This window comes from Streptomyces sp. WM6378, assembly GCF_001279695.1.
Classification (GTDB): Bacteria; Actinomycetota; Actinomycetes; order Streptomycetales; family Streptomycetaceae; genus Streptomyces.
The window spans coordinates 1-25,145 of sequence record NZ_LGDD01000235.1; the positions used below are offsets into that span (position 1 = coordinate 1).

At 70.2% G+C, this 25,145-nt stretch carries 18 protein-coding genes; 8 read left to right on the forward strand and 10 right to left on the reverse strand.

The features are described from left to right. The 4 genes from ADK54_RS19275 to ADK54_RS19290 form a co-directional block, all read left to right on the forward strand. The coding region (locus ADK54_RS19275) for a potassium-transporting ATPase subunit C (protein WP_159047840.1) at positions 1-353 on the forward strand (353 nt) is incomplete at its 5' end. Between the two features lie 130 nt (positions 354-483). After that, complete coding sequence (locus ADK54_RS19280; RefSeq protein ID WP_053726904.1) at positions 484-1,170, forward strand: response regulator; 687 nt, start codon at positions 484-486, stop codon at positions 1,168-1,170. An 87-nt stretch (positions 1,171-1,257) separates the two neighbouring features. Beyond that, positions 1,258-3,801 (forward strand): sensor histidine kinase, encoded by a 2,544-nt coding sequence (locus tag ADK54_RS19285; RefSeq protein ID WP_053726905.1) that lies wholly within the window; start codon positions 1,258-1,260, stop codon positions 3,799-3,801. A 116-nt stretch (positions 3,802-3,917) separates the two neighbouring features. After that, complete coding sequence (locus ADK54_RS19290) at positions 3,918-5,735, forward strand: APC family permease (protein ID WP_053726906.1); 1,818 nt, start codon at positions 3,918-3,920, stop codon at positions 5,733-5,735. A gap of 208 nt (positions 5,736-5,943) precedes the next feature. Here ADK54_RS19290 and lysA read toward each other — a convergent pair whose 3' ends face one another. The 4 genes from lysA to ADK54_RS19310 form a co-directional block, all read right to left on the reverse strand. Next, positions 5,944-7,287, reverse strand: coding sequence for a diaminopimelate decarboxylase (lysA, locus tag ADK54_RS19295; protein WP_053726907.1), 1,344 nt, complete (start codon positions 7,285-7,287; stop codon positions 5,944-5,946). Between the two features lie 10 nt (positions 7,288-7,297). Beyond that, positions 7,298-7,705 (reverse strand): SAV_915 family protein, encoded by a 408-nt coding sequence (locus ADK54_RS19300; protein WP_053726908.1) that lies wholly within the window; start codon positions 7,703-7,705, stop codon positions 7,298-7,300. A 234-nt stretch (positions 7,706-7,939) separates the two neighbouring features. Next, a complete protein-coding gene (locus ADK54_RS19305; protein ID WP_053726909.1) occupies positions 7,940-8,191 on the reverse strand; it encodes a hypothetical protein in 252 nt (83 codons plus the stop codon). Then, positions 8,188-9,447 (reverse strand): RICIN domain-containing protein, encoded by a 1,260-nt coding sequence (locus tag ADK54_RS19310; RefSeq protein WP_053726910.1) that lies wholly within the window; start codon positions 9,445-9,447, stop codon positions 8,188-8,190. The genes ADK54_RS19305 and ADK54_RS19310 overlap by 4 nt, the downstream gene beginning before the upstream one ends. A 384-nt stretch (positions 9,448-9,831) precedes the next feature. On the opposite strand from ADK54_RS19310, the gene ADK54_RS19315 reads away from it, so the two are divergent. From ADK54_RS19315 to ADK54_RS19330, 4 genes are all read left to right on the forward strand, one after another. After that, positions 9,832-11,283, forward strand: a complete 1,452-nt coding sequence (locus tag ADK54_RS19315; RefSeq protein ID WP_053726911.1) for an amidase — start codon at positions 9,832-9,834, stop codon at positions 11,281-11,283. Between the two features lie 665 nt (positions 11,284-11,948). Next, a complete protein-coding gene (locus ADK54_RS19320; protein ID WP_078966477.1) occupies positions 11,949-13,532 on the forward strand; it encodes a UDP-N-acetylmuramoyl-L-alanyl-D-glutamate--2,6-diaminopimelate ligase in 1,584 nt (527 codons plus the stop codon). A 245-nt stretch (positions 13,533-13,777) separates the two neighbouring features. Continuing rightward, positions 13,778-15,391, forward strand: coding sequence for a purple acid phosphatase family protein (locus ADK54_RS19325; protein ID WP_159047841.1), 1,614 nt, complete (start codon positions 13,778-13,780; stop codon positions 15,389-15,391). Between the two features lie 158 nt (positions 15,392-15,549). Beyond that, complete coding sequence (locus tag ADK54_RS19330; RefSeq protein ID WP_053726913.1) at positions 15,550-16,203, forward strand: DUF6629 family protein; 654 nt, start codon at positions 15,550-15,552, stop codon at positions 16,201-16,203. Positions 16,204-16,245: 42 nt separating this feature from the next. On the opposite strand, the gene ADK54_RS19335 is transcribed toward ADK54_RS19330, so the two are convergent. The 6 genes from ADK54_RS19335 to ADK54_RS19360 are packed head-to-tail and all read right to left on the reverse strand — an operon-like array spanning position 16,246 to position 25,110. Beyond that, on the reverse strand, positions 16,246-17,217 hold the full coding sequence (locus tag ADK54_RS19335; RefSeq protein WP_053726914.1) for a class I SAM-dependent methyltransferase: 972 nt from the start codon (positions 17,215-17,217) through the stop codon (positions 16,246-16,248). Positions 17,218-17,271: 54 nt separating this feature from the next. Beyond that, complete coding sequence (locus ADK54_RS19340; RefSeq protein ID WP_063802012.1) at positions 17,272-19,428, reverse strand: MMPL family transporter; 2,157 nt, start codon at positions 19,426-19,428, stop codon at positions 17,272-17,274. 30 nt (positions 19,429-19,458) lie between these two features. Continuing rightward, on the reverse strand, positions 19,459-21,168 hold the full coding sequence (locus ADK54_RS19345) for an AMP-binding protein (RefSeq protein WP_053726916.1): 1,710 nt from the start codon (positions 21,166-21,168) through the stop codon (positions 19,459-19,461). Next, positions 21,165-21,419 (reverse strand): acyl carrier protein, encoded by a 255-nt coding sequence (locus ADK54_RS46090; protein ID WP_053726917.1) that lies wholly within the window; start codon positions 21,417-21,419, stop codon positions 21,165-21,167. The genes ADK54_RS19345 and ADK54_RS46090 overlap by 4 nt, the downstream gene beginning before the upstream one ends. Further along, positions 21,416-22,492, reverse strand: coding sequence for a 3-oxoacyl-[acyl-carrier-protein] synthase III C-terminal domain-containing protein (locus tag ADK54_RS19355; protein ID WP_053726918.1), 1,077 nt, complete (start codon positions 22,490-22,492; stop codon positions 21,416-21,418). Before ADK54_RS19355 ends, ADK54_RS46090 begins: the two co-directional genes overlap by 4 nt. Then, positions 22,489-25,110 carry an aminotransferase class III-fold pyridoxal phosphate-dependent enzyme gene (locus tag ADK54_RS19360; protein WP_053726919.1) on the reverse strand — a complete coding sequence of 874 codons (2,622 nt, stop codon included), beginning with the start codon at positions 25,108-25,110 and terminating at the stop codon, positions 22,489-22,491. Before ADK54_RS19360 ends, ADK54_RS19355 begins: the two co-directional genes overlap by 4 nt. Positions 25,111-25,145 lie beyond the last annotated feature (35 nt).

Sequence of the window (25,145 nt, forward strand, 5' to 3'; positions counted from 1 at the left end):
TCATTTCCGGTGCGACCAACCTCTCCGGCGACAACGACAAGCTGATCAAGCAGGTCAAGGACGCCAAGGACGCGGTCGTCAAGGACAACTCGACCGCCGACTACCAGGTCAACCCGGCCGACGTGCCCGCCGACGCGGTCACCTCCTCCGGCTCCGGCCTCGACCCGGACATCTCGCCCGAGTACGCGAAGATCCAGGTGCACCGGGTCGCCGAGCAGAACAAGCTCACAGTCCAGCAGGTCGACAAGATCGTCGCGGACGCCACCAGCAGCCGCGCCCTCGGCTTCATCGGTGAGCCCGGCGTCAACGTCCTCAAGCTCAACATCGCACTCAAGGAACTCACGCAGAAGTGATCGGCTTACCGCGAGGGGCGGGGGCCAGCGGTCCGGGTACCACCCGCCGCGGGCTCCCGCCCCTCTGCACGAGCACGCCCCTCCTCGGGTTCCCTTTGGATTCGCAGCAAGCAAGAAAGGCGGCACACCGATGACCCGGGTGCTGGTGGTGGAGGACGAACCACAGCTCGTACGGGCTCTTGAGATCAACCTCAGGGCGCGAAAATACGTCGTTGACGCCGCGCCCGACGGGGCGACCGCGCTCCGCCTGGCCGCCACGAGCCCACCGGACGCCGTGCTGCTCGACCTCGGGCTTCCGGACATGGACGGCCTCGACGTGATGAAGACGCTACGCCGCTTCTCCCGGGCGCCGATCCTGGTGGTCTCGGCCCGCAACACCTCTGACGAGAAGGTCGCAGCCCTGGACGCGGGCGCCGACGACTACATCACCAAGCCGTTCAGCATGGACGAACTCCTGGCCCGGCTGCGGGCCGCCACCCGGCGCACCGGTCCCGAGGGCCAGGCCGAACAGGAGCAGGGTGTCGTCACCACCAAGGGTTTCACCATCGACCTGCTCGCCAAGAAGGCCAAGAGCGGCGGCAAGGACATCCGGCTCACTCCGACCGAATGGCACCTGGTCGAAGTCCTGGTCCGCAACCGCGGCCGCCTGGTCACCCAACGCGAGCTGCTGCAGGAGGTGTGGGGGCCCAGCTACCGTACGCAGAGCAACTATCTCCGCGTCTACATGGCCCAGTTGAGACGCAAACTCGAAGCGGACCCTTCACATCCGCGGTACCTCATCACGGCACCGGGCATGGGCTACCGCTTCGAGGTGTGACCCCAGCAAGCCCCCACTTCGTCCGCCTTCACCAGCAGTGAGCCGGGGTCCGGCCTCCCAACTGCAGCGACCACAGGGATCGGAACCATGGCACGCGGCAAGCTCCGCATCTACCTCGGCGCGGCGCCGGGCGTCGGCAAGACCTACTCGATGCTCTCCGAGGCGCACCGCCGCATCGAACGCGGCACGGACTGCGTGGTCGCCTTCGTCGAGCACCACAGCAGGCCGCGTACCGAAGTGATGCTGCACGGCCTGGAGTTGCTGCCCCGGTGCGAGATCGAGTACCGCGGGACCGTCTTCACCGAGATGGACGTGGACGCGGTCCTGGAGCGCCGCCCCTCGGTGATCCTGGTGGACGAGCTGGCGCACACCAACATCCCGGGTTCGCGCAACACCAAGCGCTGGCAGGACGTCGAGGAACTGCTCGCCGCCGGCATCGACGTCATCTCCAACATCAACATCCAGCACCTGGAGTCCCTGGGCGATGTCGTCGAGTCGATAACGGGCGTACGCCAGCAGGAGACCGTACCGGACGAGTTCGTACGGCGAGCCGACCAGATCGAGCTCGTCGACATGTCACCGCAGGCACTGCGCCGCCGCATGGCACACGGCAACATCTACAAGCCCGAGAAGGTCGATGCGGCGCTCTCCAACTACTTCCGGCCCGGAAACCTCACCGCGCTGCGGGAGTTGGCGCTGCTCTGGGTCGCCGACCGGGTCGACGAGTATCTGACGGAATACCGCAGCGAGCACAGCGTCAACCGGATCTGGGGCTCGCGCGAGCGCATCGTGGTCGGCCTGACCGGTGGACCGGAGGGGCGCACCCTCATCCGGCGCGCGGCCCGGCTCGCCGAAAAGGGCGCGGGTGGCGAGGTGCTGGCCGTATACGTCGCGAGGAGCGACGGCCTGACTGCTGCCTCTCCGAAGGAACTCACCGTCCAGCGCACCCTGGTCGAGGAGCTCGGCGGAACCTTTCACCACGTCGTGGGCGACGACGTGCCGCCGGCCCTGCTCGACTTCGCACGCGGGGTGAACGCGACACAGATCGTGCTGGGCACGAGCCGCCGCAGAGCTTGGCAGTACCTCTTCGGACCGGGCGTCGGCGCCACGGTCGCCCGCGACTCCGGCCCCGACCTCGACGTCCACATCGTCACCCACGAGGAGGCCGCGCGCGGGCGGGGCCTGCCGGTGGCACGCGGAGCACGGCTCGGTCGCACCCGGATCCTGTGGGGCTGGCTGACCGGCGTCATCGGCCCGGCGGTCCTCACCGTGCTGCTGACCCGCATCAGTATGGACCTCGGCCTCGCCAACGAGATGCTGCTCTACCTCGCGCTGACGGTCGGGTCGGCGCTGCTCGGCGGCCTGCTGCCCTCGCTGGCCTCGGCCGCACTGGGCTCGCTCCTCATCAACTGGTACTTCACCCCGCCGGTCCACGAGCTCACCATCGCCGACCCGAAGAACATCGTCGCCATAACGGTCTTCTTCCTGGTCGCGGCATCGGTGGCCTCAGTGGTGGACCTTGCGGCCCGGCGCACGCATCAGGCGGCCCGGCTGCGCGCCGAGTCGGAGATCCTCTCCTTCCTCGCGGGCAGCGTGCTGCGCGGTGAGACCAGCCTGGACGCGCTGCTCGAACGGGTCCGGGAGACCTTCGCCATGGAGTCCGCGGCGCTCCTTGAGCGTACGAGCGAAGTCGAACCGTGGACATGTACGGGCAGTGTCGGACCCGCCCCGGCTACCCGGCCCGAGGACGCCGACGTGGACATGCCGGTCGGCGACCACATGGCGCTCGCCCTGTCCGGGCGGGTGCTGCCCGCTGAGGACCGCCGCGTGCTGGGCGCGTTCGCGGCCCAGGCCGCCGTCGTCCTGGACCGCCAACGCCTCCAGGAGGAAGCCCACCAGGCACGGTTGTACGCCGAGGGCGACCGCATCCGCACCGCGCTGCTCGCCGCGGTCAGCCACGACCTGCGCACCCCGCTCGCGAGCATCAAGGCGTCGGTGACGTCCTTGCGCTCGGACGAAGTGGAATGGTCCGAGGCGGACGAGTCCGAATTCCTCGAAGGGATCGAGGCGGGCACGGACCGCCTGGACCACCTGGTCGGCAACCTCCTCGACATGTCCCGGCTCCAGACCGGCACGGTCACCCCGATCATCCGAGAGGTGGAACTCGACGAGGTCGTACCGATGGCGCTCGGTGGCGTCCCCGAGGACAGCGTGGTTCTTGACATCCCCGAAGACCTGCCGCTGGTGGCGGTCGACGCGGGGCTCCTGGAACGCGCGGTGGCCAACGTCGTGGAGAACGCCGTGAAGTACAGCCCCGAGGGCGAACGCGTCCTCGTCTCCGCCAGCGCCATCGCCGACCGGGTCGAGGTCCGCGTCGCCGACCAGGGCCCGGGCGTCCCCGACGAGGCCAAGGACCGCATCTTCGCCCCGTTCCAACGCTACGGAGACGCGCCGCGAGGCGCCGGAGTCGGCCTCGGTCTCGCGGTGGCGCGTGGCTTCGCCGAGGCGATGGGCGGCACGCTGACCGCCGAAGACACCCCCGGCGGCGGCATGACCATGGTCATCACGCTGAAGCAGGCGGCCGAGCACCCGCCGGCCAGCCCTGAACTCCCGCCGACCGCTGCCTCGTAGCGCAGGAGGACGGCTTTCCGCGCCCGTGAACCCTGGCGCGTCGTTGACTGCTCGCGCCGCAGGCGGACCGTCACACTGTGCCGGACACCATCCGCCCCCTTCCCCGCGAGGTTCCCATGGCGTTCGGGCTGGCTCGCCGAGAGCTGCGGCCGAGAGTTCCACTGCGGCACGGGGAGGGCGACAAGTACCGCCTGACCAGCGTCGAGGGGCTTGCCGCGCTGTCCCTGGACGCGCTGAGCTCGGTCGCCTACGGACCCGAGGCGATCGTGCTCGTGCTGGTGGCTGCCGGGACCGGCGCGCTGACGGCCACGCTGCCGGTGACCCTGGTCATCGCGGCCCTCCTCGCGGTCCTCGTCGTCTCGTACGGGCAGGTCATCGCGGTGCACCCGGACGGCGGGGGTGCCTACGCGGTCGCGAAGAAGGATCTCGGGCCCCGGACGAGTCTGCTCGCGGCGGCCAGCCTCGTCGTCGACTACGTCCTCACCGTGACCGTGAGCCTGGCCGCCGGTGCGGCGAGCCTCGCCTCCGCGTTCCCCGCCCTCGGATCGCACCTGCTGGCCGTCTGCCTCATCGGGCTCGCCCTCCTCGCCGCGGTGAACCTGCGCGGAGTGGCGGAGAGCGCCCGGGTGCTCATGCTGCCCACGATCCTGTTCATCGTGAGCATCCTGGGCATCATCGTCCTCGGTCTGCTGCGCTCGCATCCCGCGGCCGTCGTCGGCACCGCCCAACCCGTCCACGCCACCGAGACGTTGGGGGTACTGCTGCTCCTGAAGGCGTTCTCCTCCGGCTGCTCCGCGCTGACCGGAGTGGAAGCCATCGCCAACGGAGTGCCCTCCTTCCGCACCCCGCAGGTCAAGCGGGCCCAGCGCACCGAGCTGATGCTGGGCGCACTGCTCGGGCTGATGCTGATCGGCCTCGCGGTGCTGATCCGCCGCGACCACGTGGCCCCGCGCGGCGGCGTCACCGTCCTCGCCCAGCTGACCGCGGGCTCGTACGGCACGGGCTGGCTGTACTACGCGACCAACCTGATCGTCACGCTCGCCCTCGCCTTCGCCGCCAACACCAGCTTCGGTGGACTGCCCGTCCTGATGAGCCTGCTGGCCCGCGACCACCGGCTGCCCCACCTCTTCGGGCTGCGCGCGGAACGGCCGGTCTACCGCTGGGGAGTGGTGGCCCTCGCCCTGCTCGCCGCCCTGCTCCTGATCGCCGTGAACGCCGATACCCACCGGATGATCCCGCTGTTCGCGATCGGTGTCTTCATCGGGTTCACGATCAGCCAGATCGGACTCGTACGGCACTGGGCCGGCCAACAGCCGCCCCGCTGGCTGCCGCGCGCCCTGCTCAATGGTGTCGGCGCGGCCCTCACCGCCGTGGCGGGGGTCGTGCTCCTGGCCACCAAGTTCCTCGAAGGCGCCTGGGTCGTGGTCGCCGCCGTGCCCCTGCTCATGCTGCTCTTCGCCAGAATCCAGCGCTACTACACGGCAGTCGGAGTGGAACTAGGACTCGGTGAGCTCCCGCCGCCGCCCGTGCGGCACACCGACTCCCTGGTCATCGTGCCGGTCGGCGAGGTCAGCAAACTGACCCAGTACGCGCTCACCGCCGCCGGCACGCTCGGGCGCGAGGTCGTCGCGGTCGCCGTGCACAGCGATCCCGACAAGGTCCGTGCCCTGAGGGAGAGTTGGGGCCGCTGGAACCCGGGCGTCCGGCTGGAGGTCATCGACAGCCCGCACCGGTCCCTGGTGCAGCCCATCGTCGAATACGTCCAGGAGATGGCCGAGGGAGGGCGGCAGATCGCCGTCCTGATCCCCGAGGTCGAACCCCGCCACCGCCGCTACCAGATCCTGCAGAACCAGCGCGGCATCCTGCTGGCCACCGCGCTGAGAGCACGCACGGATGTGGTCGTCTGCATCGTGCCGTACCGGCTGAGCCTGTGAGCAAGTCACGGGCCCGGCGGTGCCCGCGCTAGAGCAGCGCGTCAGCGATGGTGCCCAGGGACAGCGCCGGAAGGAAGCTGAGCAGGGCGAGGATAAGGGCCTCGTCCTTGCACAGTAGGAGGTATGTTTCGGTCTGCCGGGAGCATGCGTGAGTCACCCCTCCGCCGAGCCCGTGACCCGGCGGAGGCCGGGGGATCCAGAAGCGGTCCTACAGGCCGACGTCCCGGCGGCTCATGTCCTCCAGCGACTCGCGGCGCACCAGCATCCGCGCGGCACCGTCCCGGACCGCGACGATCGGCGGGCGGCCGACGAGGTTGTAGCCGGAGGCCATCGACAGGTGATAGGCGCCGGCGGCGGGCACCGCGAGCAGGTCGCCGGGGCGTACGTCACCGGGTAGCGGCACCGCATCCGCCAGCACGTCGCCCGCCTCGCAGTGCCGACCCACCACGGTGACCAGGGCGGGCGCGGCTGTTGAACGGCGTCCTACGAGCCGGGGCGAGTAGCGGACTCCGTAGAGGGCGGGCCGGGGGTTGTCGCTCATGCCGCCGTCGACGGCGACGAAGATGCGTCCTGCGGTCTGCTTGACCGCGAGCACGTGGTAGACGGCGACCCCGGCGGGTCCGACGAGTGCGCGCCCGGGTTCGAGGGTGAGGCGGGGGACGGGCAGTTTCGCATGGGCGCAGCCGTCCACGAGTTCAGCGCGGACCCGGCCGGCCAGGACGCCGATGTCGAGGCTGCTCTCGCCGGGGCGGTAGGCGATGCCGTGACCGCCACCGATGTTCAACTCGGGCAATTTGACGCCGTGTTGGTCCCGCACCTGGGACATGAGGCCAACCATCCGGCGGACGGCGGCGACGTACGGCTTGACCGAGGTGATCTGCGAGCCGATGTGGCAGTGCAGGCCGACGAGTTCGAGGTGAGGCCGGCGAAGGACGTTGGCGATGGCGTGCTGGGCGGAGCCGTCCGTGATCGACAGACCGAACTTCTGGTCGTCCGTGCCGGTCCTGATCTTGGCGTGGCCGCCGGCGGCGATGCCGGGCACGACCCGGATCATCACCTGCTGACGGTCGCTGTGCGGCACGATGGAATCCAGTTGGGCGATCTCCGACGCGCTGTCCACGACGATGCGGCCGACACCCAGGCGGATCGCGGTGCGCAGGTCCTCCGGGCTCTTGGCGTTGCCGTGCATCACGATCCGCTCGGCGGGGAAGCCCGCGGTGACGGCGAGCCCCAGCTCACCGGCCGAGCAGACGTCCAGGCCCAGCCCCTCCTCCTCGACCCAGCGGACCATGGCCCGGCACAGGAACGCCTTGGCCGCGTAGACGACATCGGCTTGGGGAAACGCGGTGCGATAGGCACGGCACCGGTCGCGGACCTCGCCCTCGTCCAGGACGTACAGCGGAGTGCCGAACCGGTCGGCGGCCTCCTTGAGGGAGACTCCGCCGACGGTGAGGTCGCCGTCGGCGGCGGGGCGGGCGGAGGCCGGCCACACGGACAGCCCCTCGGAGTCGTCCGGTGTCAGAGCGGGCGGGGTCAGGGAAGTGACGGACATGAGCAACCCCTCAGCCGATCAGGAGGTTCAGACAGGACACGACCGCGGCGGCGCCGATGACGCGCAGCATGCCGATGTGCTGCGGATCCCAGTCACGCCAGGCGGGCACCGGTTTGGGGTGCGAGGTGGAGGCGCCGGGGGCGGAGAACCGAGGGTCGATGGTCAGGACGCTGATGCCCAGTGGCGCGGCGAGGGCGCGCAGCGCGGGCTCGGAGAGCCTGATCCAGCGCTGGCCCGCGCCCAGTGCGGCGGTGAGCCGTTCCTCGGAGGTGAAGCCGACCGCCGTGCGGACACCCGGCGGCGTACGGAAGAAGCGGGCCGAGCAGCCCGAGGGCCCCGGCCGGACGGGGACGAAGAGAGGTCCGGCCGGGACGCGTTCACAGGGCTCGGGATCCTCGACATGGCTGGTCGAAGACATGGCGTTCCTCCAGGTGCAGTACGTGCGATGTGGCGCCCCGCGGGGGACGGCCGCGGGGTGCTCCGGTGACGCTATGCCCGGAGTGCCGGGGGAAGAGTCCCTCGCTGACGCATGCTTGACGGCAATCGCCCAAGCGCTGACGCGGCGCTGACGGGCCCCGAATCGCGGAGAAACACGGCGTCCCCTCGCCTGGTCACAGGCAGGGGGGGACGCTTCGTTCAGCGGTGGGTCAGGTCACCTGGTGCATTCGGCGAGGCCGATGATGAGGCCGCCGAAGACTCCGCCCAGGACGGCTTCGGGCTGGCCCAGGGCGGCACCGAGGAGGCCGAAGGTGGCTCCCTCGCCCATCTTGTCTCCGATGCAGTTCATGCGGCCCCTCTTGTCGCTGGACGCGGCGGGCCGCATCATGGCGGCCGTCTTCATCATGGTCTTCTTCGCGGCGGCCGGTGCGGCGGCTGCTTTCACCGAGAAGACCGGCGGGCTCACGGTGTCGGTGATCGTGTCGCCGGTAACCCCTTCGACGGTCTGGGTAACGTGTTGCCGGAGACGGTCAGGCCGACCTTGTGGGCCGTACCGTTGGTGTCCGTCAGCGTGGTGGGGAGGATGGTGGCAACAGTGCCGTCGGTGTCCGTCGCGGTGACGGTGCCGTTGGACGACGTCACCTGACTTCCCGCGGGAAGGCTGAAGGTCTTCCTCGTGGTCGTGGCGAAGGTCTGCGGCTTCACATCAGGGCTGGTCGTACTGCCACTGCTGCCGGACGGGTCGGTGCTGGTGTGGGCGATGTACATCGTGGATCCGGCGGCCGAGTTGATGACGGGGACGGTGACCGTCGCGTCCGTGGTCCACGGCTGGTTGTCCGTGTTGAAGGTCCAGGTGCCGGTGACTTTCTTGCCGACGGCCGCGAAGTGGACCCACGCGTAGTTCTTCGACGGGACGTCCACGGCGATGCCGTTGATCGTCGTCTCGTCGGAGGTGTACACCGTCGTCGCGGTCAGCTGGTTGGAGATCGTGGCCTGGAGCGGGACGGACACGCCCACGGAGGACGACAGGCCCACGGAGAACGCCTGCGACCATCCGGAGTGGTAGATCGTGGTGAAGACCTGCTCCATGGACGAAGCAGTGTCGTTGTACCAGACCGACGAGGCGGGCTGGCGGGGCAGGGCTGCGGGCTGCCCTTCGGACTTCTCGGTCCACGAGCAGGTGGAGGTCTTCTTGGAGCACAGGTCGCTGTAGTAGTCGAGGGCGAGGCTCTTGGCTTCGGCCGCCTTCGACGCGGGGATCGTCCATTCCTGGCTCGCGCTGCCGTTGCAGGCGTTGGGCTGGGCGAGGATGCCCCACAGGTGGAGGCCACCCCGGTTGTCCATGCAGTACTCGGTGCCGCTGGAGTCGTCGCGGCGGACGATGCCGAAGGCGTTGGGTTTGCCGTCGACGGGGCGGAAGTGCCACTGCTCGCCGTCCTTGCCGCAGGACTGCTGTACGGCGGGCTGGGAGGCGTAGATGCACTTCCCGGAGGAGGTGCTGGCGATGTTGAACGTGCCGGGATCGCTCAGCTTGATCAGGCGCCAGTTCGTGTAGTTGGTGCCGTCGGGGGTGACGGAGATCTGGTTTCCGTCACCGGTGCCGGTCGAGTTGAGGGTGCCGTCGGTGTTGGTGAAGGTGTAGGCGTCGGTCGTCGCGGCGCTGGCCGGAGCGGCGAGGGCCGCAAGGGCGGGCGTGAACAGGGTCAGGGCGAGGGCCGGCACGGTTAAGGGTTTCGCGGTTCTTTTCAGTTGGGGTGAGGCGGCGGTAGTCAGCCAGTTGACTGACCTCTGCCACTGGCCCTCAAGGACCCGGGTCTGCGCATTGCGGCGCGCGAGTGACGACGGTTCGGAATGCTCGGCGAGACATCGCAAGCTGTCAGCCGGTACTCGGTCTTGTGGCCGTAGGCCGTCTTCTTCGACCGCTCGCGCTCGGCAGCGGTCGGGAATATCGGGCGGGCCGGGGCACCACCCGCCGCCTGCCGCCATCGCCGGCGGGCGGGCGAATTGTCGGTGTCCGGAGAGGAAGATGATGAGCATTGAGACGGCAATCCCGTTGCGCGAAGCGGCATTTCATGGCTTGTCCCAGAGGTCTGTACGGTCGGATTCATGGACTGGAATCTTCAGACGGCAGAAGAACTCGCGGCCGCTTTGCGTGCTGGTGAAGTGACCTCGGCGGAACTGACCGACGAGGCGATCGCCCGTATCGAGCGCGACGACAAGGTGATCAACGCGATCTGTGTGCCGGACTTCGACCGTGCACGGGCCGCCGCGCGCGGTGCCGACCAGGCGCGTGCCCGCGGTGAGGACCGGCCGCTGCTCGGCATTCCGGTGACGGTCAAGGAGTCCTACAACATCGCCGGGCTGCCCACGACTTGGGGCATGCCGCTACACCGGAACTACATGCCGCCCGAGGACGCGGTGCAGGTGTCGCGGCTCAAGGCCGCGGGCGCGGTGGTGCTCGGTAAGACCAATGTGCCCTTGGGGCTGCAAGACATACAGAGCTTCAACGAGATCTACGGCACCACCAACAACCCGTGGGATCAAGCTCGCACGGCGGGCGGATCGTCCGGCGGATCGGCGGCGGCCCTGGCGTCCGGATTCGGCGCGCTGTCCATCGGCTCCGACATCGGCGGTTCGCTGCGCACCCCCGCGCATTTCTGTGGTGTGTACGCACACAAGCCGACACTCGGGCTGGCGGCGAACCGCGGCATGGTCCCGCCGCCCGCGCCGGCATTGCCGGTCGACCCCGACCTCGCCGTCGTCGGTCCGATGGCGCGCACCGCCCGCGACCTCACGCTCCTGCTCGACGTCATGGCCGGCCCGGACCCGCTGACATTCGGCGTCGCGTACGACTTGACGCTGCCGCCCGCGCGCCATGAGCGGCTCTGCGACTTCCGGGTCCTGGTCCTCGACCAGCATCCGTTCATCGCGACCGGGGCCGCTGTGCGTGCGGGCGTGAACCGGGTGGCCGACGCGCTGGTCGACGGCGGCGCCCGCGTCGAACGGCACAGTCCGCTGCTGCCCGACCTGACCGAGGCCGCGACGCTCTACACGCAATTGCTGATCTCCAGCTCCGTCGCGCGTTTTCCCATCGACTCGTACGAGCAGCTGCGGACCCGAGCTGCCGGACTGAGCCCGGACGACCAGAGCCTGGACGCTGCGCGGTTGCGCGCCATGGTGTTCAGCCACCGCGACTGGATGGAGGCGAACAACCGTCGCGAACTCCACCGCCACGGCTGGCGGCAGTTCTTCGCCGAGTTCGACGCCGTGGTGTGCCCGATCACGCCCACTCCCGCGTTCCCACACGACCACAACCCCAATCCGCTGGAACGCCGGATCGACATCGACGGCGTCGAGTACCCGTACCTCGACCAGCTCGTCTGGGCGGGCCTGGCCACCATGCCCGGTCTGCCCGCCACCGCCATACCCGCGGGTCGGTCCCCCGAGGGCCTGCCGGTGGGAGTGCAGCTCATCGGCCCCATGTTCGAGGACCGCACCCCGCTGAGGCTGGCCGAACTGCTTGAGCAGAAGATCGGCGGCTTCCAGGCGCCGGAGTAGGGCGTACTGCCGGGCGTCCGTCGAGGACGAGGCGCGGACCACGACGAGATCCTGCGAATGGGTGTGCTGCGGTCCCGGCACTGAACATCACCGAGGACGCATTGGGGCACGGGCTCGACGTGATCGAGGCGGTGCTGAGGGGACGGTAGCCCGGCTCGCGGACTCGCCCATGACAGGCCGGAGCCCGCCAACCCCGAAAGGGTGGCGGGCTCCGGCCTGCTCTGCACCGGGGTGCGTCGGTCGTCCCCGGGGCGGGATTCGTGCGGCTCTGTGGGACGTACACTCCACCCATGGGTTGCACATATGTGGTGAGGGAGTGCCTGAGAGGCGTCCCGCGCGTGCTGTGCACCACTGCGCCACGGATCTGCTGCCGTGCGCTGCACGGTTTCGGCTAGCCCGGGCCGGCCGTTCCTGACGGATCCGATTCCGGTCGTCCTTTCCGCCCGCGGAGTTCTGCCGCCGCGTCGGCGCCTTCTCGCTGTTCCGTTTTTCTCCGGTTGGTGCGCGTTCCTCAGTCGCCCGCACCACTGAGCTGTCTGTCCCGCACTTCCCTGTCGCCCAGCCCTTGCACGTTCCCGCACCATTCCCGCGGCCCCTCGGCGTGCCGTCGCCGCTGTCGGCGACGGTTGGACGTCCGACCGGGCCGCACCCTTGAGAGGCCCCCTGTGAAGTTGAGCGAGTTGCTGGCCGGACACGACCACGAGGTTCTTCTGGGCGATCCGCACACACAGATCACCGCGGGAACGTGCTTCGACGCACACCGCGTCTCGCCCGGCTCCCTGTTCATCGCGGTGCCGGGGCACCGTGAGGGTGGCCCCGAGGCCATCGGCCCTGCCCTGGCTCGCGGCGCCGTCGCGGTGCTCGTCGGCACCGCGACGCCCGACCTCCCGGCCTCGGTGCGGGCGACGGAAGCCGGCGTGTGTGTTGTACGGGTGCCCGACACCCGGACGGCGGCCGCATTCGTCACCTCTCGCTACTACGGTGAGCCCGGCCGGGACATGGACATGGTGGCCGTCACCGGCACCAACGGGAAAACGTCGGTCTCGTACATGGTGGAGTCCGTGCTGCGGCTCGCCGAAGGCGCACGGGTCGGGGTGATCGGGACGGCCGGCAGCCGCATCGGCGACGCACTGATCCCCATGCCGAGATCGGTGCTGACCACACCGGAGTCGCCGGACTTCCAGTACCTACTGGGACAGATGCGCGACCGCGAGGTGAGCACCGTGGTCCTGGAAGCCACCTCGATGGGCCTGCTGAACCACCGGGTGGACCACGCCTTCATCGACGTCGGCATCTTCACCAACCTCACCCAGGACCACCTGGACGACCACGGCACCATGGAGAACTACCGGGACGCGAAGCTGCGCCTGTTCCAGGGGCTGTGCCGGCGGGCGGTGGTCAACGCCGACGACCCGGTGGGAGCCGGAATCGGGGCGATGATGCCCGGCCAGGTCACCACGTACGCCCTGGACGCCGAGGCGGACTACCGGGCGAGCGAGCTGAGCATGGACGCTTTCGGTACGCGCTTCACCCTCCACCACGACGGGCACAAGTACCCGGCGGCGATCCCTGTCCCCGGGCGGTTCTCGGTGGCCAACGCGCTCGCCACCGTGGCGGCGTGCCACCTTCTGGGGCACGACCTGGAGGGGCTGGTCGCCGCCCTCGACCGAATGCCACCGGTCCCGGGACGTTTCGAACGCTTCCAGACCCCCCGCGGTACGTCCGTGATCGTGGACTACGCGCATTCCCCCGACTCGCTGGACAAGGTCCTCACCGCCATCCGGGAATTCGCCGCCAACGAGGTCATCACCGTCTTCGGCTGCGGCGGCGACCGGGACACCACCAAGCGCTCGCAGATGGGGGAGATCGCCGGTACCCACTCCGACCTGGTCGTCCTGACCTCCGACAACCCTCGCAACGAAGGCCCCGAAGCGATCCTCGACCAGATCACGCCGGGCCTGGTGACGAGCGGCACCCGCTTCGAGCGGTACGCCGACCGCGGACAGGCCATCGCTTTCGCCCTGGCCACCGCCGGGCCGGACGACATCGTCCTGATCGCGGGGAAGGGGAGCGAGCCACACCAGATCGTCGGCGAACAGCTGCTTCCGTTCAGCGACATGGCGACGGTACGCGAACTCGCCTCCGCGCAGGAGCAGTCGCACGCCACACGGCCTGTGCAGGTGGGAGGGAGGCAGCCCGTCATCCGAAGCGGTGCCGGAGCCATGCAGCACAGGACACCCGAGCGGTAGGTCAGGCTCCGGCCGGCGGGAGTTGGGCCACCAGGTGTGAGCCCGGGCCACCTCAAGTTGCGTACGGAGCACGGTGATAGGGCTGCGGAGACCGAAGTAGCAGCCCGCTCGCCCCACTCCGTGGTCAATTGCCGCTCTGGCGAGGCCTGTTCACGCGTTGTTCGCTGTCCGTCCCTTCCGTGCTGGCTCGGCTGTCGGTCTTCGCTGTCACTGTCCGGACGATTTCCGGGATTCAGGAGGCCGCAGTGACGCACCCTTCGCGCAGGACCGTTCTTCGGGGTACGGCAGCCGCCGGTGCCCTCGCCGCGGTGCCGGGCTCGGCTTTGTTGTGGAGCCGGCCCGCCGTCGCGGGCACGCGCGGCCCTGAGCAGGTGCACCTGCAGTACGGCAACGAGCCGTCGCGTGAGATGACGGTCTCCTGGGCGAGCGCCGCTTCGGTGCGCCGGCTCCGGCTCCGGCTGGGTACACCCCGCGGCGGCTTGGGTCACACGGTCCCGGCCGAGACGCGTACCTACGTCGACGGGCTGAACAAGGTCGAGACCTACACCCACCACGCGAAGCTGCACGGCCTGCGCCCCGACACCACGTACGTGTACGAAATCGTCCACGACGGCGCCTCGCCGGTCCACGGGACCTTCCGTACCGCGCCCGGCCGTGAGCGTGCGGCGTTCCGGTTCACCAGCTTCGGCGACCTCGGCACCGGGTCCGCCTCCTGGAGCAAGTCGGCGATCCACGGCGCCGCCGCGGTGCGCCAGGTCGAGCGGTTCAACCCGCTGTTCCACCTCCTCAACGGTGACCTGGCGTACGCCAACAACAACCAGGACCGCCAGCCGCAGTGCTGGGACGCGTTCATGAACAACATGTCGGTCTCGGCACGCAACCGGCCCTGGATGCCGGCACCGGGCAACCATGAAGTCGAGGCAGGAGGGGGCGAGTTGGGCTATGCCTCATACCACGCCCGTTTCGACCTGCCGGACAACCAGACCCGCGACTTCTGCGGCAACTGGTACGGCTTCCAGGTCGGCTCGGTCCTGTTCCTCTCCGTCGACGGCAACGACCTCGCGATCGAGGACGACGCCAGCATCGATCCGGCCACCGGGCGTTCCGTCTACATCAGCGGCTACAGCGAGGGCGCCCAACTGCGCTGGCTTGAGCGGACGTTGAAGCGGGCGCGTGCGGGCCGGGAGGTGGACTGGATCGTCGTGTCGATGCACCAGTTCGCCATGTCGTCCTCGGCCGCAAGCCACGGCGGCGACATCGGCATCCGAGAACAGCTGCTGCCCCTGTTCGACCGGTACGCGGTCGACCTGGTCCTGTGCGGCCACGACCACGACTACGAGCGCACCCACCCGGTGCGCGGCACCGACCCCGGCAGCCTGCTGCGGCCCAGCGTCGTCGACGACGGACTCAAGGAGATCGACACCTCCAAGGGCACGGTCCACCTGATTCTGGGCGGTGGCGGAACGGCCTCGCACGACGACACCTATCTCGGCGACTCCGACGGCAGCGGCATCCCGGACGCCTTCGTGCGCACCAAGCGTCTGCCGTTCAAGGCCGACCCCGACGCGAAGGAGAAGGCCACCTGGTCGGCGGTCCGCGACCCCGACACCGCCCACCCCTACGGCATGGCGGTCTTCGACGTCGACCCCGGCCGTCTCCCCGGCGGGCGCACCAGCATCACCGTCAGCTATTACCACTCCCAGGAAGCGACCACGACCAACCCGTTCCCGACGCCGGTGCTCTTCGACCGCTTCACCGTCCACCGCAACCGCCGCGACGGCTGGACCACCCCCGACCCCGACCACCGGCCGACCGCCAACGATCTTTCGGGCACGCTCAAGGCTTCGACCGCGCGGTGACCGCCCAGCCCGGTGAGCGCGCCACAGCTGACATCGCACCAGCGAGTTGTTCTTGGCGGTGATCCTCGTCTTCGCAGGAGCACACATCTCCCATTTACCCGGACGTCGGCGGGGCGTCCGGCCCGTTCGGAGCCCAGGGCGGCCGTAGCGTTGCCGGCATGTGTTGGAGTGCGACGGCCGATCTCGTTGCGGGCACGGCCATCACGGCGGTGGGCGCCGCCTCGGTGACCCTGGCGGCTCGGCACCCCCGTGACGTGCCGTTGGCCGCGCTCCCCGTTCTTCTGGGGCTCCACCAGATCATCGAGGCCGCGGTCTGGCGCAACGGCGGTGGCGCTGGGCCCGCCACTGTCGCCTGGGCGGTCATCGCGCTCCCGCTGTTGCCGCTCTGGGTACCCGCGGCCGTGTTGTGTGCCGCGCTCCCGAACACCCGCCGGCGCCTGCTCTTCCCGTTGGCAGCGGGAGTCATGACCTCGGCGGCGCTCGTCCATGCGCTGGCGACCCGTACCGTGCGGGCCGAGATCCGCGGGCACACCGTCGGGTACTCCGTGGGGCTGCCCCAGGCGGGGCTCATCCTCACCGGCTACCTCCTCGCCACCGTCGGCTCCCTGGTCTTGTCCGGCGACGGCGGTCTCGTCCTCCTCGGTGCGCTGGTCGGTGTCGGCGTGGTGGTGTCCTTCGTGCTGTGGCGGGAGGAGTTCGTCTCGACGTGGTGTGCGTTCGCCGCCGTGTGCTCGGTGGTCCTCCTGCTCTGGGCGATGCGGCGTCGGTGGCCGGGCCCTCCGCCCGCGTGCGCGAGGTCAGGCCGAGCATGATCGAAGACGCCTCCGCCACCGGCCCGCGCGGGGACGGCCGGGTCAGATCGCCCCGGGGCGCCGCTGCAAGAGCTTCGGTGTCGGCAGGGAGTCGCGGCCGATGACGTTGTTCACCAGGAAGCGGCGGGCCGGGCCGACCGGGCGGGGGACCGGGCGGAAGGTCAGCCGGTGCAGATAGAACCAGCCCTCCTGGAAGACGCGGACGGCGGTCGTCATGCACGTCCTGAAGTCGTCCGTCCGCCGTCGTCCGACCAACTCCACCGCACGGTCGTAGTCCGACTCCAGGTTGGCCAGCCAGCATTGCAGCGTACGACCGTAGTGGTCGAAGTCGTTGCGCACCGCGACCAGGTCGAACAGGCCGTCGCTCGCGGCCTGCAACTCGCCCAGGTAGGAGGGGTTGCACTCGGGGTAGACCTGGCTCGCCAGGTACAGGCCGCGCAGCAGGTCCAGGTCCATCGGGAAGCGGTGCCCCCAGGTGATCGTCTGCACGACGAGCCTGCCCTCCGGGGCGAGCCACTCGCGGGCGCGCGTGAAGAACTCCCGGTAGCCGCGGACCTTGGCCCGGCCGGACATCCCGGGCCGGGCGAAGTGCTCCATCGCTTCGACGCAGAGGATCGCGTCGTAGGGGTGCGCGGGGCGGTGGTCCGCCCAGTTCTCGCAGCGTACGTCGACGCGGGGGATCGCCAGGTTCCGCGTCCAGGCGACCGCGGCCTTGCTCAGGGTGATCCCCATGACGGATTCGACGTCGTAGTCCGCGACCATCCGCTGCATCTCCCCGCCGTAGCCGCAGCCCACGTCGAGCACCCGGCTGCCCTGCCGCACACCCGCCTGGCCCAGGAGGTAGTCGGTCTTGCGGAGTTGGGCCTTCTCCAGGGTGTCGTCCTCGCCGTCCCACAGCGCGCTCGCGTACGCCAGGCTCGGGCCGAGCCAGATGCGGAAGAAGTCGTCGGAGACGTCGTAGTGCTTGGCCGCGGCCGCCCGGGAGACGCCGCGATAGCCGTTCGTACGGGACATGGTCCACCTCTCGACAGGGAGATCGGTCGGAGCGCCGGGGAAGCCCGGCGAAGGTCATTCCTTCCACACGGCCGGAAGCCGCCGCCCCAGCCAGGGGGGCAGCCACCAGTTGGCGCCGCCCGCCACGGCCATCACCGCGGGGACGAGCAACAGCCGTACGACGGTGGCGTCCAGCAGGATCGCGAAGGCCAGGCCGAAGCCGAACTGCTTGAGTTCGAGGACCCGGGCGAAGAGCAGGCTGCCGAAGACGATCACCATGATGGCGGCGGCCGTGGTGATCTGCACGGCCGTGCGCGCCAGGCCCGCGGGGACGGCCTCCCGGTCGCTGCCGGTGCGCAGCCGCTCCTCCATGATCCGGCTGACGAGAAAGATCTCGTAGTCCATGGAAAGACCGAACAGGACCGCGAACAGGGCGACCGGGAGGTACGCCTGGAGCGTGCCCGAACTGGTGAAGCCGAGGACGTGCTCGCCCCACCCGAACTGGAAGATCACGGTGGTCGAGCCGAGGGCGGCGGCCGTCGCCACCAGGTTGAGCAGGACCGCCTTGAGCGGTACGAGCACGCTGCGGAAGACCACCAGCAGATAGCAGAACGACAGCACCAGGATGACGAGTACGACCAGCGGCAGCTTGCCGGAGGTCTCGTCGGCCAGGTCGACGTACTGCGCGCTGAGCCCGCCCACCCGTACCTCGGTGCCGGAATCGGTGAACGCGGTTCGCACCGGACCCGACCGCAGGTCGCGGACGAAGGTGCTGGCCTCGGGGGAGTCGACGCGCTTCGTCGTCACGATCTGCACGCTCGCGCAGTCTCCCGAGCGCTCGACGGGCAACAGCTGGGCGATCCGCGGGTCGTTCCCGACGTCGGCGACCAGCCGTCCCACCCCCGGCTCGGCGGCCGGCCCGCAGGCGACGACCTGCACCGGGCCGACCGCGCCCGGGCCGAAGGACGAGGCGACGATCCGCTGGCCCTTGCCCGACGGGGTGCCGGTCAGGGACGCGAGACCCCAGTCGACGCCCAGCTTGATCGAGGCCAGCGGCGTCGCCAGCAACACCAGCAGGCACAGCGCAGGAACGCCGAGGCGATAGGGGTGGCGCAGCACGGTGGAGGCCCAACTCGCCCAGCGGCCACGGTCGTTGGCCATGCGCAGGCGGCGCGGCAGCCTGCCCTTGTTCACCCGCGGACCCAGCACCGCGAGCAGCGCCGGGAGCGCGGTGAGCGAGGTGAACAGGCAGCACAGGACCATCAGGCCGGACGCGACCGCGATCTCCATGAAGATGTGGCCCCGGATGAGGACCATCGATCCGAGCGCCACCCCGACGATCAGACCCGCGGTCAGCACGGTCCGGCCCGAGGTGCGCAGCGCGATCGACACCGAGGTGTTGACGGCCGCCCTGTCGTCCCCGAGCCGGGCCAGTTCTTCGCGGAACCGGCTGGTCACGAACAGTGCGTAGTCGATGCCGATCCCGATGCCGATGACCGTCGCGACCACCGTCACGAACCGGTCCAGGCTCAGCGGCTCCGCGAGGAGTCCGAGCAGCGCCGTGCACACAAGGACCGCGCCCACCGCCATCATCACCGGCACAAGGGCTGCGACCAGCACGCCGAACGCGAGCAGCAGGGCGAGCAGCGCGATCGGCAGTCCGATGGCCTCGGCGACGGACTGGTCGCGCAGTTCGACGGCCGACAGGTCGTCGGTGAGCGCCGAGGGCCCGGTGAGGTAGGCCTCCACCGGCTGGCCCACGGCCGCCTCCCGGATGCGGCGTTGCAGATCCGCGGCCTGGTCGGAGCGCTTAGAGAGGCTGCCCGTCATCGGGAAGGTCGCCACCGCCGCATGCCCGTCCGCCGAGATCTGCCCCGGCGTGCCGTACGGCCCGGTCGGCCGCACGGTGTCGGCGGGCAGCGAGGTCAGGACGTGTTCGACCGAGCGCCGGTACGCCGGATCGTCGGCCGTCAGGCGCGCGGAGCGGAACACGACCACGCCGTGCTCCGCCCCCGCGTCCGGGAAGTGCCGCTCCATGAGCCGCTGTGCCTGACCGGACTGCGAACTCTGCACCGTGTAGTCGGGAGCGGCCAGCCGTGACTCCACGCTCGGGTAGAACAGCGCCGACGCGATCAGCAGACCGAGCCAGGCGGCGAGTACCACGACGCGGTACCGGGCCATGAGCCCGCCCCAGCGATACAGCGGGGAGGGGCCACGGGGTGGGTCGGACAAGGGAACGTCCTCATCTCGTGTACGGGTACGTCATGCGCGGTGCGACGGGCCATGCGGAGCCGTCGGTTCGAGCAGCGTCCGCAGCGTCCGCTCGGCCTTGAGGCTTCCGTCGGACAGCCGCTGCCGGGTGGTGTGGTAGCGCTTCTTTCCGCTGGTGGTCCGCGGGATGACCCGGCGGCGGGCGAACAGGACGACGTCGATGGGAAGATCGAGCAGGCGCAGCTGCCTGGCCTGATGAGCTGTCAGTTCATGGGCTCCGCCGTCGTGTTCCACGAGCGCGGTGATGTCGCTCGCCGGGTCGTGGATGTCGGCCTCGAACACGATGATCTCGTGGGCGGGGTGGTCCAGGATGCGGGAGACCTGCTCCTCAAGGAGCGTGGCGAGGTGGTTGCGGCCCTGCCGGATGATGACGTGCTTGCGGCGCTCCAGGACGAACAGCTCGTCCCGGTGCCGGAAGCCCAGGTCGCCGGTGGGCAGTCCTTCGGGGAAGGGCTCGGGGCTGCCGGTCGCCGGGTCGAGCCGGCCGAGGGCCACGCTCGTGCCGCGCAGGATGATCTCGCCGAGCACGCCCTCCGCCTCGACCGGGCGGCTCTCCTCGTCGACGAGCGTGACCGTCAGTCCGTCGAGGGCCCGCCCCACGGAGAACACCGGGATGCCCGGGCCCGCCGGTGGCTCCTCGCCGAGGAGACCTTCGCCGAGGAGCCGCAGCGAGGCACCGCTCTCCAGGCCGACCGGGTCGACGACCACGTAGCGCGGGGTCTCGCCCGGCGTCCACATGGAACTGGCTAGCGTCGACTCGGCCATGCCGTAGCTGGGGATCAGACTGCCGTCGCGGAGGCCGTAGGGAGCGTAGGCGCGGTGGAAGCCGGCCATGGTGGTGAGCCGGATGGGCTCCGCGCCGATCACCGCGCAGCGCAGCGCCGACAGGTCGCAGCCCTCCAACTCGCAAGGGTCGACGGCCCGGTAGGCGTGGTCGTAGCCGAAGTTCGGCGCTGCGGTGATCGTGCCCCGGTAGGTGCTGAGTGCCTGCGCCCACAGGTGCGGGCGCACGATGAAGTCGGTGGGCTTCATCATGTACAGCGGCCAGGCGTGGAAGAAGCTCAGCAGTCCCATGCCGACCAGGCCCATGTCGTGGAAGAGCGGAAGCCACGACACCACCCGGTCGTCGTGCCCGGCGTGCAGGGAGACGTACAGCGCGCGCAGATTGGCGCAGACGTTGGCGTGCGAGACGGCAAGGAGCTTGGAGTCGCCGGTGGAGGCGCTGGTCGCCTGGAGGAAGGCGACCGCGTCACCGCCGGGCCCGGCCGTCGCGGGAAGGAAGTCGAGGGCGTCGTACCGGTCGGCCTCGCGGGGCAGCATCACCACCGGGTCCGGGAACTCGGTCTCGGTCAGGCCCTCCTGAAGTGCGAGGACCGCCTGGCCCGGCGGGAACATCGCGAGCGTCCGCTCGATGTGCCGGCGAAATGCCTCCTCGCCGCCGAGCGCGCGCGGCGACGGCAGGATCAGCGGCCGCCCGCCGGCCCACAGCGCGGCGAAGAACGCCTGCAGCGTGGGCAGTTGATCATCGGCCGCGATCACCACCACCCGGTCCTCGGGCAGCTTGCGGCCGAGCAGCGCGCTGGTGCGCAGGAACCTGTCGTACGAGAGGAACACCTCCGGCCTGCCGGGGGACAAGAAGTGCACACCGCTGCCGGGGTCGGCGTCCCGCACGGCATCGCGGACGGCGTCCAGGAAGTTCATGCCGCACCTGCCAGCCGTCGCTCGACCAGGGTCACCAGGTCCAGTGGGGACATCGCGAGCAGCGAGTCGCTGTCCTCGAAGGGCACGCCGCACACTTCGGCGAGCCTGACGCCGACGCGCAACTGGCTCAGCGAGTTCAGCCCGTAGGCCTGGAAGGGCGTCTCGTCGAGCCGGAGCACCGAGGTGTCGACGCCGTCGTCCACGGCCGAAACGGTCTCGACGAGCCGCTCGAAGATCATGTTCTTGGTCATGCCGCATCCCTTCGCGGTCCGTGGAAGACGAAGCTGGCCAGCGCCGTGGTGATCCCCGCCGAGGCCACGAGCAGCAGCACCCGGTCGCCCTCCGCCAACTCGCCGTCCCGCAACGCCTCGGACATGCTGACCGGCACCGCGGCCGCGACCGTGTTGGCGTGCCGGGCATGGTGGAAGCGGTACTTCGCGGCGTCGATGCCGCACTCCGTCACGACGTGACGGCTCGCCCCGTCGCTCGCGGAGTGCCCGAAGACCAGGTCCGCCTTGAACTCCTCGAACCGGGGCTCCTGCCGGTAGTGCTCGATCAGCTTGCGGGTGCCGAACTCCATCAGGCTCAGCCCGAACGACACGAACTGGAGCGGGCGCGGCTCGCCCGCGGCCGCCGGCTTCTTGGCGAAGTAGGCGTCGAAACCGGGCAGCGGCACGAAGCACAGGTCGCGCGCCTCGCCGTGGGTGCGGAAGTCCGCGTCGAATCCGTCGTCGTCCTCGCCCGGTGGCTGCGCGGTGACGATGGTGGCGGTGGCCGCCTCGCCCAGGGTCACCGTCGGATGCCAGTGTGCGAACTCCGCGAGCGAGCGCAGCTCGTAGCGGTAGACGTCGGCCGCCCCGAACTCGGCGTTCACGATCATGATGGTGCGGTAGCGGCCGGTGCGCAGGAAGGCGTCCGCGACCTGGAGGGCCCGCACCCAGCTCGCGCACGCCTCCAGTACGTCGAAGGCGCTGGCCCGGCGCAGGCCCAGCAGATCCTGGAACGTGGTCGCCGAGGCAGGCTCGATCACGCCCCGGCCGATCCCCGCGTACAGCAGCAGATCGACGTCCCACGGGTCCAGGCCCGCCGACGCGAGCGCCCGGCGCCCGGCGTCCACGGCCAGGCCGCTCGGCGTCTCGCCCGGGGCCCGGTGGCGGCGCACGGTGGTGCCGCTGGAGGCGAAGCACGCCTCGACCAAGCTCTCCACGGTGGCCAGTTCGGACGTGGACAGATGCGGGGCGCTCGCCTCCCGGACCCGCGCCTGCACCTCCTCGTTGGTGACCACCCGGGTCGGGAAGCTGTGCTCGATCGCCAGGAATTTCACTCGATCCCCCCAGAGTTCTGATGAGCGTCGAAAAAACCGGTCGAGAGCATGTCGCGCAGGCTCTTGCCGAATGCCGTCGAAACCTGTTCCAGATCGCTGTCGGAGTGTGCGGCGCTGAGCAGCATCGTGTGCAGCTCCGGCAGGAAGACCCCGTAGCGGCGCATGTGGTAGGCGAGTGCCAGCGTGGCCGTGACGTCCAGGCCCGCGAGACGGTCGCGGACCCGGTGCGGCGCGGCGTGGTCGAAGGCGACCGAGAAGATCGAGTCCCGGCCTCGCACCGCGCACGGCACCCCGCAGTCGGCGGCCTGCGCGGTGAGGTCGGCGACCAGCCACGCGGTCCGCTCGCGCAGCCGGGAGTAGACCTCCGGTCGGTCGCGCAGCTCGCGCAAGGTCGCCGCGCCCGCGGCACAGGTCACGGAGTTGCCGCTCATCGTGCCGCCCGCGAAGGCCCGGCTGTCGACGTCCCGGAACGGGTCCCCGCTGGTGCGCGCGGTGTCGACGAGATCCGCCCGGCCCACCACCGCCCCGGCCGGAAGGCCGCCGCCGATGATCTTGCCGAGGCAGGTGAGGTCGGGCCGCACGCCGGCGAGGTGCTGCACCCCGCCGTAATGGACCCGGAACCCGGTCACCACCTCGTCGTGCACGACCAGGACCCCGTGCGCCGCACACACCCGGGCCAGCTCCCGCAGGAACGCCGCGTCGAAATCGCCGAGCGCCGATGGCATCGGCTCGACGATCACACACGCGAGCCGGTCGCCGTACGCCTCGATCCGGCGCAGCGAGGCCGGCTCGCCGTACTGGAGGACGAGCGTGTCGTCGACCACCGTCTGCTGCATGCCGGCGCAGTTGCCGACCGGCTCGGGGGCCTCGGCCTCGCCGCGGTAGCGGAACCAGGAGCTGACCAGGCCCTGGTCGGAGAACCCGTGGTAGTGGCCCTCGAACTTGGCTACCTGCTGGCGGCCCGTGTACGCGCGGGCGATCCGCAGGGCGATCTGCACGGCCTCGGTGCCCGAATTGGCGAGCACCACCTTGTGGTCGGCGCCGAAGGCCTCCGCGATCAGCGCGGCGAGGCGCACCTCGTCCGGGTTGCCGATCGCGTTGACCGCGCCCCGGGCCGCCGCCTCCTGGATCGCCGTCACCACCGCCGGGTGCGCGTAGCCGAGGATGTGCGGCCCGTACCCGCCGGACAGGTCGATGTACTCGTTGCCGTCCAGGTCCCGCAGCCGCGAGCCGGTCGCCCCGGCGACCGCCAGCGGGAACGGGCTCGGCAGCACGAACCGGTCGAAGTGCGTGGGCGCGACCAGATGCCGGGCGGCCTCCTCCCGCAGGGCCGCCGTGCGGGGGGAGCGCTCGGCGATCTCGGCGCGGAAGGCCTGGCGCAGGTCGTCGTTCAGGTACGGCGAGAAGCGGCCCGTGAAGCGGCGGGTGGTCGCCCACAGGTCGATGTCCGGGTCGACGGCCGAGATGAAGCCCTCGCCGGTCAGCAGGGACAGGGCTAGCACCGAGAACGTCGTCGTGATCCGCGTGCCGTGCCGGCCGAGCAGCCGGATCGCGTCGTCGAGGAACGCCAGCGTCGACCAGCGCGAGGCCTCCTCCTCGAAGTGCCGCCGCAGCACCTCGCCGAGCTCCGCCTCGTACGCCCCGTGGCCGAGCACCTTCTGCGGGTGCACCGCGAACGCACGGGTGAAGCGCCGCACCGCCAGGTCCCACTCGCCGCGCATGCACGCGTAGTAGAAGGACGCGAGGTCCCACTTGTCGTCCTCGGAAAGCCGCCCGACGAGCCCGAAGTCGAGCAGCACGATCCGGCCGTCCGGGCGGAAGAGGATGTTGCCGGGGTGCGGGTCCACGTGGAAGACGCCGTGGAAGTAGACCATGCAGTAAAAGGCGTCCTGAAGGCGCGCCGCCAACTCCGGCCGCCCGAGCGTCACTTCGTCCACACGGTCGCCCGGCACCCCGTCCACGTACTCCATGACCAGCAGATCCGGTCCGTAGGACTCCTCGTGCACCCACGGCACCCCTACGAACGGGTGGTTGCGGAAGTTCTCGCCGATCTCCCGCTGCCGGGCGGCCTCCTGGAGCAGGTCGCACTGCCCGACGAGCAGCGGCCGCAGCTCGCCGAAGTGCCCGGGCAGGTCGTAGCCGCGCAGCCGGGGCAGCAGGTGCGCGATCGCCGCGAGCCGGCCGATCACCGCCGAGCCCGCCTCCAAGCGACCGCGTACGCCCGCCTTCACGACCTTCACCGCTACGGCCCGCCCGTTCAAGACGGCCCGGTGCACCTGCGCCACCGAACCGGCGGCGACCGGGGTGCGCTCGAAGGAGTCGAACACCTCCTCCGGCGGCCGCCGCAGCGCCCGCCGCAGTACCTTTTCCAGTGCCGCGTCCCGCATCGGCGGCAGCTGTGCGAAGAACTCCCGGAACTGCTCGGTCACTTGACGCGGCAGCAGCCCCGACTGGGTGCCAAGCACCTGCCCGGCCTTGATGTAGAGCGGCCCCATCCTCAGCAGATACCTTCGCAGCAGCCGTGCGGCCCGTACTCTGTCCCGCCGCCCGAGCCCGAACCCCACGACGAGCACCGCCGTCCACCAGGCCACACGGAAGCTCTCCAGGACAGCCTTCACCGGTCCTCCTCCTTGGCTTCGGTCACCGCGCGGTC

Coding starts and splice junctions, on each gene's coding strand:
- ADK54_RS19280 (WP_053726904.1), top strand. CDS start 484: ATGACCCGGGTGCTGGTGGTGGAGGACGAACCACAGCTCGTACGGGCT.
- ADK54_RS19285 (WP_053726905.1), top strand. CDS start 1,258: ATGGCACGCGGCAAGCTCCGCATCTACCTCGGCGCGGCGCCGGGCGTC.
- ADK54_RS19290 (WP_053726906.1), top strand. CDS start 3,918: ATGGCGTTCGGGCTGGCTCGCCGAGAGCTGCGGCCGAGAGTTCCACTG.
- lysA (WP_053726907.1), bottom strand. CDS start 7,287: ATGTCCGTCACTTCCCTGACCCCGCCCGCTCTGACACCGGACGACTCC.
- ADK54_RS19300 (WP_053726908.1), bottom strand. CDS start 7,705: ATGTCTTCGACCAGCCATGTCGAGGATCCCGAGCCCTGTGAACGCGTC.
- ADK54_RS19315 (WP_053726911.1), top strand. CDS start 9,832: ATGGACTGGAATCTTCAGACGGCAGAAGAACTCGCGGCCGCTTTGCGT.
- ADK54_RS19330 (WP_053726913.1), top strand. CDS start 15,550: ATGTGTTGGAGTGCGACGGCCGATCTCGTTGCGGGCACGGCCATCACG.
- ADK54_RS19335 (WP_053726914.1), bottom strand. CDS start 17,217: ATGTCCCGTACGAACGGCTATCGCGGCGTCTCCCGGGCGGCCGCGGCC.
- ADK54_RS19345 (WP_053726916.1), bottom strand. CDS start 21,168: ATGAACTTCCTGGACGCCGTCCGCGATGCCGTGCGGGACGCCGACCCC.
- ADK54_RS46090 (WP_053726917.1), bottom strand. CDS start 21,419: ATGACCAAGAACATGATCTTCGAGCGGCTCGTCGAGACCGTTTCGGCC.